This window comes from Rhizobacter sp. P2_H3, from assembly GCF_056403355.1.
Map to the genome: position 1 here is coordinate 1 of NZ_JBFUFQ010000217.1, position 9660 is coordinate 9660.

Annotated in this window: 12 protein-coding genes; 8 read left to right on the forward strand and 4 right to left on the reverse strand. The window is 70.6% G+C overall.

Going from position 1 to position 9660, the window contains the following annotated elements; genetic code table 11:
* The 3 genes from AC1D1T_RS26160 to AC1D1T_RS26170 form a co-directional block, all read left to right on the forward strand.
* The coding region (locus AC1D1T_RS26160; RefSeq protein WP_477992784.1) for an isocitrate lyase/phosphoenolpyruvate mutase family protein at positions 1-841 on the forward strand (841 nt) is incomplete at its 5' end.
* Positions 842-897: 56 nt separating this feature from the next.
* Positions 898-1437, forward strand: a complete 540-nt coding sequence (locus tag AC1D1T_RS26165; RefSeq protein WP_082004751.1) for an Xre family toxin-antitoxin system antitoxin — start codon at positions 898-900, stop codon at positions 1435-1437.
* On the forward strand, positions 1434-1910 hold the full coding sequence (locus AC1D1T_RS26170; RefSeq protein WP_477826819.1) for an RES family NAD+ phosphorylase: 477 nt from the start codon (positions 1434-1436) through the stop codon (positions 1908-1910). Before AC1D1T_RS26165 ends, AC1D1T_RS26170 begins: the two co-directional genes overlap by 4 nt.
* A 10-nt stretch (positions 1911-1920) precedes the next feature.
* Here the strand turns inward: AC1D1T_RS26170 and AC1D1T_RS26175 are convergent, their stop codons facing one another.
* A complete protein-coding gene (locus AC1D1T_RS26175; protein ID WP_477826818.1) occupies positions 1921-3069 on the reverse strand; it encodes an iron-containing alcohol dehydrogenase in 1149 nt (382 codons plus the stop codon).
* An 83-nt stretch (positions 3070-3152) separates the two neighbouring features.
* Here AC1D1T_RS26175 and AC1D1T_RS26180 point away from each other — a divergent pair, with 83 nt between their 5' ends.
* Complete coding sequence (locus tag AC1D1T_RS26180; protein ID WP_477826821.1) at positions 3153-4064, forward strand: alpha/beta hydrolase; 912 nt, start codon at positions 3153-3155, stop codon at positions 4062-4064.
* Positions 4061-4918, forward strand: coding sequence for a YbgC/FadM family acyl-CoA thioesterase (locus tag AC1D1T_RS26185; protein ID WP_477826817.1), 858 nt, complete (start codon positions 4061-4063; stop codon positions 4916-4918). The genes AC1D1T_RS26180 and AC1D1T_RS26185 overlap by 4 nt, the downstream gene beginning before the upstream one ends.
* Before the next feature lie 41 nt (positions 4919-4959).
* On the opposite strand, the gene AC1D1T_RS26190 is transcribed toward AC1D1T_RS26185, so the two are convergent.
* The 3 genes from AC1D1T_RS26190 to ygfZ form a co-directional block, all read right to left on the reverse strand.
* Positions 4960-5919, reverse strand: coding sequence for an NRDE family protein (locus AC1D1T_RS26190; RefSeq protein ID WP_477992785.1), 960 nt, complete (start codon positions 5917-5919; stop codon positions 4960-4962).
* Entirely contained in the window at positions 5907-6203 is a 297-nt protein-coding gene (locus AC1D1T_RS26195; RefSeq protein ID WP_477829191.1) for a DUF4936 family protein, read from the reverse strand. Before AC1D1T_RS26195 ends, AC1D1T_RS26190 begins: the two co-directional genes overlap by 13 nt.
* A gap of 62 nt (positions 6204-6265) precedes the next feature.
* Complete coding sequence (gene ygfZ / locus AC1D1T_RS26200) at positions 6266-7186, reverse strand: CAF17-like 4Fe-4S cluster assembly/insertion protein YgfZ (RefSeq protein WP_477840960.1); 921 nt, start codon at positions 7184-7186, stop codon at positions 6266-6268.
* Positions 7187-7287: 101 nt separating this feature from the next.
* Between ygfZ and mltG the strand changes: the two genes are divergently transcribed.
* The 3 genes from mltG to holB all read left to right on the forward strand — a co-directional run.
* Positions 7288-8277 carry an endolytic transglycosylase MltG gene (mltG, locus tag AC1D1T_RS26205; protein WP_477992787.1) on the forward strand — a complete coding sequence of 330 codons (990 nt, stop codon included), beginning with the start codon at positions 7288-7290 and terminating at the stop codon, positions 8275-8277.
* 13 nt (positions 8278-8290) lie between these two features.
* Positions 8291-8902: a dTMP kinase gene (gene tmk / locus AC1D1T_RS26210; RefSeq protein ID WP_047512924.1), complete on the forward strand. Its 612-nt coding sequence runs from the start codon at positions 8291-8293 to the stop codon at positions 8900-8902.
* On the forward strand, positions 8896-9660 hold a 765-nt coding region (gene holB, locus AC1D1T_RS26215; protein WP_477992786.1), incomplete at its 3' end, for a DNA polymerase III subunit delta'. The genes tmk and holB, both read left to right, overlap by 7 nt.

A 9660-nucleotide genomic window follows, 5' to 3' on the forward strand; every position in this document is an offset into this window, starting at 1 on the left:
AGCCGGCTTCGGCGGCGTGCTGAACGCCTTCGAGCTGATGAAGTCGATGATCGAGGCGGGCGCCGCCGGCGTGCACTTCGAGGACCAGCTCGCGTCCGTCAAGAAGTGCGGCCACATGGGCGGCAAGGTGCTGGTGCCGACGCGCGAAGCGGTGGCCAAGCTGGTGGCGGCGCGCCTCGCGGCCGACGTGATGGGCACGCCCACCGTGCTGCTGGCGCGCACCGATGCCGAGGCGGCCGACCTGGTGACGAGCGACGTCGACGACAACGACAAGCCGTTCACCACCGGCGAGCGCACCATCGAGGGCTTCTACCGCACCCGAAACGGGCTGGAGCAATCCATCAGCCGCGGCCTGGCCTATGCCGAGTACGCCGACATGATCTGGTGCGAGACCGGCAAGCCGGACCTGGCGTTCGCGAAGGCGTTCGCCGATGCGATCCACAGGAAGTTCCCGGGCAAGCTGTTGGCCTACAACTGCTCGCCGAGCTTCAACTGGAAGAAGAACCTGGACGACGCGACGATCGCGAAGTTCCAGCGCGAACTCGGCGCGATGGGCTACAAGTTCCAGTTCATCACGCTGGCCGGCTTCCACAGCCTGAACTACTCGATGTTCAACTTGGCCTACGGCTATGCGCGCAACAACATGAGCGCCTTCGTCGAGCTGCAGGAAGCCGAGTTCGCCGCGGCCGAGAAGGGCTTCACCGCGGTGAAGCACCAGCGCGAGGTCGGCACCGGGTATTTCGATGCGGTGACGACGACGATCGAGCGCGAGGCGTCGACGGCGGCCTTGAAGGGTTCCACGGAAGACGAGCAGTTCTTCGACACGAAGGAACACGCCTGAAGAAGCGGCCATGACAACGCTCATTTGAGCGATAATTTCCGCTCAAAGGATGGGTCATGGTCGAAAAAACGCGCACCGCTTCAACCCGCTCCCGGCCGGCGAGTCGACCGGCCGTGAAGGTCACGTCGGCTCGCGCCTCGTTTCCGGTGACCCCGCCCGCGCTCGTCACGACCGACTTTCTCGAGGCCTTCCAGGCCGATGCGATGGAGCGGGTGCGCATCGTCAAGCGCGGGGTGCCCGCCGGCGTGGTCGATGCCATCGCCAAGCGCATGGGGGTGCCGAAGGAAAAGCTGATCGGCACACTCGGCCTGGCCCGTGCCACCATCGACCGCAAGGCGCGCGACCGCAAACCGCTGTCGCCCGATGAGGGATCGAAGGTGCTGGGCATGGCCCGCCTGGTGGGGCAGGTGCAGGCGATGGTCGATGAGTCGGGTGATGCGGCGGGCTTCGACGCGGCAGCCTGGGTGGCGGGCTGGCTGGACCGGCCACTGTCGGCGCTGGGAGGGCAACGCCCTGCCGAGCTGATGGACACCGCCGAAGGCCAGTGGCTCGTCTCCCAGCTGGTCGCCCGGATGCAGAGCGGGGCCTATTCGTGACCCATGTGCTGTGGCGCATCGCCACGGACACCCGCGAGTACGAGGCGCACGACCTGAGCGGCAAAGGCGCCGAGCAGACCGGCGGCCGCTGGAACCGGCCTGGCCGGCCGCTCGTCTATGCGGCGTCGACCGCTTCACTCGCCTGCCTGGAAACGGTGGTGCACCTGAATGCCAGTGACCTTCCGCTGAACCGCTTCCTCGTGCGCATCGAGGTGCCGGCATCGGCGTGGGCGGCCCGTCACGCGTACTCGGCAGCGGAACTGCCGGTGGGCTGGAGTGCCATCCCGGAGGGCAAGGTGTCGCTCGACATCGGCGATGCCTGGCTGCGCACGGCGCCGTCGGCCTTGCTGGTCGTGCCGTCGGTGATCGTTCCGGAAGATTGCAACGTACTGATCAATCCCCTGCACCCCGATGCGGCGGGCCTCCGGGCGGCCAAGCTGCGGCCTTGGCTCTACGACCGGCGGCTGGCTTGAAGCGCGATACCTACATCGACGCCGCGAGCATCTCGCGGTAGTCGTCCCGCGTCGCGAGGCGCGGGTTCGTCTTGTGGCAGTGGTCGACCATCGCGCCGTCGATCACGCGCTCGAACAGGTCCTCGGTCACGCCGAGGGCCGCCAGCCCCGGGGCCAGGCCGAGCCGCGCGTTCATCTCGCGGATCGCCTCGGCCACCTCGGTGCCCTTCGAGTCGCACGGGCCGATGCCCATCGCATGCGCCATGCGCGCGAGCCGCCGCTCGCGCACGATCGATTCGGCGCCGGCATTGAAGCGCACCACCGCCGGCAGGAACATCGCGTTCAGCGTGCCGTGGTGCAGCTTCGGGTTCACGCCGCCCAGGCTGTGGCTCAGCGAATGCACGCAGCCCAATCCCTTCTGGAACGCCATCGCACCCTGCATGCTCGCGCTCATCATGTTCCAGCGCGCCTCGCGGTCCTGCCCGTTGCGCACGGCCCGCTCGATGTGCCCCCAGCCGCGCTCCAGCCCGTCGAGCGCGATGCCGTCGGCCGGCGGATTCACGGCCGGCGCCATGAAGGTCTCCAGGCAATGCGCGATCGCGTCCATGCCGGTCGCGGCCGTCAACAAGGGCGGCAGGCCCAGCGTCAGCGCCGGGTCGCAGATGGCCGCGCGCGGCATCAGGTTCCAGTTGTGGAAACCGAGCTTGCGGCCGTCGTCGACGATCACGATCGCGCCGCGCGCGACCTCGCTGCCGGTGCCCGCCGTGGTCGGCACGGCGATCACCGGCGCGACGCGGTCGGTGATCCTCGTGCTGCCGCCTTCGATGGTGGCGTAGGTCTTCATCGGGCCGTCGTGCGTCGCGGCGATCGCGACGCCCTTGGCCAGGTCGATGCTCGACCCGCCGCCGACCGCGATCAGCCCGTCGCAGCCGTGCTCGCGCCAGACCTGCACCGCGGATCGCACCGCCGCCTCGGTCGGGTTGAACGGCGTGCCGTCGAACACCGCGTGCGGCAGGGCGCCCAGTGCGGCCAGGGCTTGATCGAGGACACCGGCCGCGCGCACCCCGGCATCGGAGACGACCAGCGGCTTGCGGATGCCGATGCGCTCGCATTCGGCCGGCAGCAGCTTCACCGCGCCGAAGTCGAGCTGGATCTGCGTGAGGTAGTAGATGAAGGCCATGGCGGAACGGAGCGTTGCGATGGATCGGCCAGTATGCTCTGGCACACTCGCCCCCCGTGAGCTCGCATCCCCTGACCCCCGCGATGAGCAGCCTGCTGTATCGCATCGGCCGCGCCAAGCGGCCTCCGTTCCACACCATGCCGGTCGCGCAGGCCCGCGAGGTCTACACCGCGGCGGCCGAGACCATCGACCCACCGCGCGCGCCGCTGGCGCGGGTCGAGGATTTCACGCTGCCGGCGAGCGACGGCACGCCGTTGCGGGCCCGGCTCTACGCACCGTCGAGCGAGCGGCTGCCGCTGATGATGTACCTGCACGGCGGCGGCTTCACGATCGGCAACCTCGAAACCCACGACAGCCTGTGCCGCCAGCTCGCGCTGCGCAGCGGCACCGCGGTGGTCGCGATCGACTACCGGCTCGCGCCGGAACATCGCTTCCCGACCGCGGTGAACGACGCCTGGGCCGCGCTGGGCTGGCTGGCCGCGCGCGCCGAGACGATGGGGCTCGATGCCCGCCGCCTGGCCGTCGGTGGCGACAGCGCCGGCGGCACGCTGGTCGCCGTCAGCGCGATCCACGCGCGCGACATCGGCTTGCCGCTCGCGCTGCAGGTGCTGATCACGCCCGGCACGACGGCGTACGCCGACACGCCGTCGCATCGCGAGTTCGGCGAAGGCTTCCTGCTCGACGCCCAGGGCATCGAATGGTTCTTCGGCCACTACATCGATCATGCGGACCGCAGCGACTGGCGCTTCGCCCCGCTGAACGCACCCGACCTCGATGGCGTCGCGCCGGCCTGCGTGGTGCTGGCCGAATGCGATCCGCTGGTCGACGAAGGCGTGGCCTATGCCGACCGGCTGCGCGCCGCCGGCGTCGCCGTCGAGCTGGAGCTGTACCGCGGCGTCACGCACGATTTCATCAAGATGGCGCGCGAGCTCGATGAAGCCGTCGCCGCGCAGGACGCCATCGCCGCCGCACTGAAGAAGGCCTTGCTGTCATGAAACGCACCGATTTCCGATTCATCGAGCGGCTGCGCGTGCGCTGGGCCGAGGTCGACCTGCAGCAGATCGTCTTCAACGGCCACTACCTGATGTACTTCGATACTGCGGTGGCCGGCTACTGGCGCGCGCTCGCGATGCCGTACGCGTCGACGATGCACTACCTGGGCGGCGACCTGTTCGTGCGCAAGTCCACGCTCGAGTACGAAGGCTCGGCGCGCTACGACGACGTGCTCGACATCGGCGTGCGCTGCGGGCGCATCGGCACCTCGTCGATGGTGTTCAGCGCGGCCGCTTTCCGCCAGGACCAGTTGCTGGTCCGTGCCGAGCTGGTCTACGTGTTCGCCGATCCGGTCGCGCACAGCTCGAAGCCGGTGCCGCAGGAGCTGCGCGAGCTGCTGCAGGATTTCGAGGCCGGCAAGCCGATGGTGGAGGTGCGCGTCGGCCCCTGGTCGGAGCTCGGCCGCGATGCGCAGCGCATCCGCACCGAGGTGTTCGTCGAGGAGCAGAAGATCCCGCCGGAGCGCGAATGGGACGACGCCGATGCCGACTGCATCCACGCCGTCGCGTACAACCATTTCGGCGCGGCGCTCGCCACCGGCCGGCTGCTGGAGCACGTGCCCGGCGTCGCGAAGATCGGCCGCATGGCGGTGACGCAGGCGATGCGCGGCAGCGGCGTCGGCCGCGCGGTGCTCGATGCGCTGATGAGGGCGGCGCGCGAGCAGGGCTACCGCGAGGCGGTGCTGCATGCGCAGACCTCGGCCGAGGCGTTCTACACGCGGGCCGGCTTCGCGCCGCGCGGGCCGGTGTTCGAGGAAGTGGACATCCCGCACGTCGAGATGGTCCGCAGCCTCTAAGTCAGCCACTCAGCCACTCAGCCACTCAGCCACTCAGCCACTCAGCCGCCGACCGTCCGCGTGCGGCGCGGCCGCTCGGGCTTCAGCAGGCTGCGCACCCGCCTCTTGCGGGGCGCGGCCTCGGTGCCGCTCGACGGCTCTTCCGCCTCGTCGACGCTGCCCTGGACCGGGGCCTCGGCCGGCGGCTCCTCGCTGTAGCGCGGCGGCCAGTCCTTCAGTGTCGAGCGGCGCAGCAGCGCCATGCCGCCGGCGGCGCCGTAGGTGCGCTCGAGCACGTGCGTGACGAGCCGCTTGTTGACGCGCTCGGTGATCACGAGCGTCGAGCAGCGGGTGCCGTAGCTGCCGTCCGGCGTGCGGATGAACGCGGCCGACAGCAGCTTCTCCCACTCGTGCGACACGCCGGTCGACGRCAGCAGCGCGTCGTCGGCCAGCGTGCGGTCGCCGAGCGCCTCGAACAGCCGGGCGCTGAGCGTGTCGACGCTGTCGCTCGTCGACAGCGCCGCATCGACGCGCGCCTTCAGCAGATCGACCTTGGGCCACGGGGCATCGAGCCGGCCGTTCGACAGGCCGAACAACCCGCGCTCGAGCCGCACCGGATGCACCTCGTGGTTCGAGGCCCAGAAGCATTCGCCGCGCTGGAAATCGGCCGCCACCAGGTTGAAGCCGTTGTGGCCGGCCAGCGCAGTGCGCATCCAGAAGCGGTCGGTCTGCAGGTCACCCGCCAGCCAGCGCGGCACGATGTCGCCGCGCGACGGCGCCTGCGGATCCTGGCGCGACGGATCGCGCACGTTGGTGACGAAGGCGAGGCGCCCGGCGGCCGTCAGGCCGAGCCAGGTGCCGCCGGCTTCGAGGTCGCGCCCGCCGAGGATGTCGGGTCGGCCGGCACCGGGCGACCACCAGGCCAGGCGGGCGGTCGGGCGCTTGAAGAACTCGTCGCGGTTCGCCGCGACGACCAGCGGGAAGCGCCGCGACTGGTCGATCGCCAGCGCTACGAGGCACATGGTACGAAGCCCTCGGCGTGGCGGGGGCCGACGATCCACGGCGCGAGCGCGGCAGCGAGCTGCGCTTCGATCTGCTGCGCGAGCGTGTCGTCGATGCCGTGGGGCGCGAGGGCGTAGATTTCCATCCAGGTGTGGTGTTCGTCGCGGGAGTCGGGTCGGCGCAGCAGCCGGGCCTGGAGCCCGGGACAGGCCGACTGCACCTTTGCCTGCGCTGCGAGAACCGCGGCCGACAACGCCTGCGCGTCTTCGACCTTCGCCCGATAGTAGATGAACAATTCGCGCACGATGCCGCCGCCGATGCGGGTCCGTGAAGTCGTGCCTGGAATGCCCTGGGCGGCCTTGCCGATCAGGCCGTCACGTCCACGTCGACGTCGTAGGGCATCGGCTGGCGCGTGAGCACCGGCCCGTCGGCGGCACCCAGGTGCAGGCTGCCGGCGTCGAGCGCGGCGAGTTTGACCTCGGCCAGCACGCGCTGCCCCGCGGCGTTGACGACCAGCCCCGCCGGCTGGCCGGGATCCGCGCTGTGGAAGATCTCCTGCCCGGCGCGCGCCGGCACGGCGGAGTCGAACAGGAAGCTGCGGCGCTTGATGGTGCCGCGGTACTGGCTGCGCGCGACGATCTCCTGCCCGGGGTAGCAGCCCTTCTTGAAGTCGACGCCGCCGACCAGCTCGAAGTTGAGCATCTGCGGCACGAACTGGTCGACCGTGGCCGCCTCGATACGCGGCACCGCGCTCGCGATCTCGCCTTCGCGCCAGGTGTCGGGCGACAGCGTGGGGAGGGCAGGGGCCGCGGTGCCGGTGGCGGCGGCCCACAGGTAACGTTCGTGTCCATCGGCATCCGGCAGGCGCACCAGGTGGCCGCCGGCGTGTTCGCTGCGCAACCACGGCGCGGGCAGCGCGGCGGCGCCGAGCCACGACCGGGCCGACGGGCCGGCGATGCCGTGCAGCGCGAGCTCGGCCGAGGCATCGCTCAGCTTGCACTGGGCGCGCAGCACGAACATCGACAAGCGCTTCAGCGTCGGCGCCAGCAGGTCGGCGCTGCAGGCGAGCAGCAGCTCGTCAGGGGCCGGTTGCCACACCACGAAGCTCGCGAGCAGCCGGCCCTTCGCCGAGCAGTAGCCGGCCAGCCGGGCGCGGCCGGCGCCGAGTTGCGTGACGTCGCTGGTCAACTGGCCGTGCAGGAAGGAGGCGGCGTCGGCGCCGCGGGCGCGGATCACGCCCCAGTCGTTCAGGGTCGCGATGCCGTCGAGGGGATGGGTTGTGCGCATTGGATACAAGCCGTGCAGAAGTGCCGATTATCATCAGCGCCCGTCATCGGGTCCCGACCGGGGTCTCCGGACCTTTTTCCGATCCTCCCGCCGTGAAATTCCTGCGCCGTCTCTTCTTGCTGGTGTTCGTGCTGGCCCTCCTCGTCGCCGGCGCTGCGGCCGGTGGCGTGTATTGGTGGCTGCAGCAGCCGCTGCCGCTGAATGCCKATGCGGTCGAGGTGTCGATCGAGCCCGGCACCTCGCCGCGCGAGGTCGCATTCGCCTGGACCCAGGCCGGTGTGCAGGCCCCGCCGGTCCTGCTGTATGAATGGTTCCGCTGGTCCGGCCAGGCGCGCAAGATCCGCGCCGGCAGCTATGCGATCGTGCGCGGCATCACGCCGCGCGGCCTGCTCGACAAGATGGTGCGCGGCGACGAGGTGCTGGCCACGGTGCGCCTGATCGAAGGCTGGACCTTCCGCCAGTTCCGCGCCGAACTCGCGAAGGCCGAGAACCTGAAGCAGACCACCACCGGCATGACCGACGCGCAGCTGATGGCCGCGATCGGCGCGGCCGGCGTGGCGCCGGAGGGCCGCTTCTATCCCGACACCTATGCCTACAGCAAGGGCGCGAGCGATGTCGCGGTGCTGAAGCGGGCGCAGCGCGCGATGCAGCGCCAGCTGGAGCTGGCCTGGGCCGAGCGCGCCGCGAACACGCCGCTGCGCAATGCCGACGAGGCGCTGACGCTGGCGTCGATCGTCGAGAAGGAAACCGGCACGCCGGCCGACCGCAGCCGCGTGGCCGGCGTGTTCACGAACCGGCTGCGCATCGGCATGGCGCTGCAGACCGACCCGACGGTGATCTACGGGCTCGGCGAGAGCTTCGACGGCAACCTGCGCAAGCGCGACCTGACCACCGACGGCCCGTACAACACCTACCTGCGCACCGGCCTGCCGCCGACGCCGATCGCGATGCCGGGGCGCGCCTCGCTGCTCGCCGCGGTGCGGCCCGAAGCCACCAAGGCCTTGTATTTCGTGGCCCGCGGCGACGGCAGCAGCCAGTTCAGCGAGACGCTGGCCGAGCATAATCGCGCGGTCAACCAATACCAGAAGTAGCAGCCCAGTGCCCGTGCGCGGACGATTCATCACCTTCGAAGGCATCGACGGCGCCGGCAAATCCACGCACATCGACGCGCTGGCCGAGCACCTGCGACAGGCCGGCCGGCCTGTCGTGCTGACCCGCGAGCCGGGCGGCACGCCACTGGCCGAGCAACTGCGCGAGCTGCTGCTGCACTCGCCGATGGATCCGCTGACCGAGGCGCTGCTGGTGTTCGGTGCGCGCCGCGATCACCTTGCGCAGGTCATCGAGCCGGCGCTGGCCGCCGGCCGCACCGTGCTGTGCGACCGCTTCACCGATGCGAGCTTCGCCTACCAGGGCGGCGGCCGCGGCTTCGATGCCGGTGTGCTGTCCACGCTGGAAGGCTGGGTGCACCGCGACCTGCAGCCCGACCTGACCTTCTGGTTCGACCTGCCCGCCGCGGTGGCGGCCGAACGCCGCGCCGCAGTGCGCGCGCCGGATCGTTTCGAGCAGCAGGACCTCGCGTTCTTCGAGCGCGTRCGCGCCGGCTACGAGGCGCGCCATCGGGCGGCGCCGCATCGCATCGTTCGCATCGAGGCCGCCGCACCGCGCGAGCAGGTCTGGCAGCAGGTTCTCGCCACCCTGGAGCAGCACCCGTGGTAGATCCCGAAGGAAAGCTGCCGTTGCCCTGGCTGGCAGCGGCGCTCGATGAAGCCTTGCGCACACAGCGCGGTCATGCCTTGCTGATCCACGGGCCGCAGGGCATCGGCCAGTTCGAGCTCGGGCTGACGCTCGCGCAATCATGGCTGTGCGAGGCCGCGCCGGTCGGGCAATCTCGGCCGGCCTGCGGGCGATGCGCCAGCTGCCACCTGGTGCAGGCGCGCTCGCACCCCGACCTGCTGGTGCTGCTGCCCGAGGCGTTGCGCGAAGCGCTGGGCTGGGACGCCGCGGAAGAGGGCGGCGACAGCGAGGCCAAGGCCTCGAAGGCCAAGCCCAGCAAGGAACTGAAGGTCGAGGCAATCCGCGGCGCGGTCAATTTCGCGCAGACCACCTCGGCGCGCGGGCGCGCCAAGGTCGTGCTGCTGCACCCGGCGGAACGCATGAACGGCATCTCGGCCAACACGCTGCTGAAGACGCTGGAAGAGCCGCCTGGGCAGGCGCGCTTCATCCTCAGCAGCGGCTCGCCCGATGCGTTGCTGCCGACCATCCGCAGCCGCTGCCAGGCGCTGCCGCTGGCGTTGCCGCCCACCGAGCTGGCCACCCGCTGGCTCGCCGAGCACAAGGTGGCGCAACCCGACGTGCTGCTCGCCGCGGCCGGCGGCCAGCCGCTGCAGGCGCTCGAATGGGTGCAGGACGGCGTCGACGCGGTGGCCTGGCTGCGCCTGCCGAAGCAGCTCGCCGCCGGCGACGCGGGCCAGCTC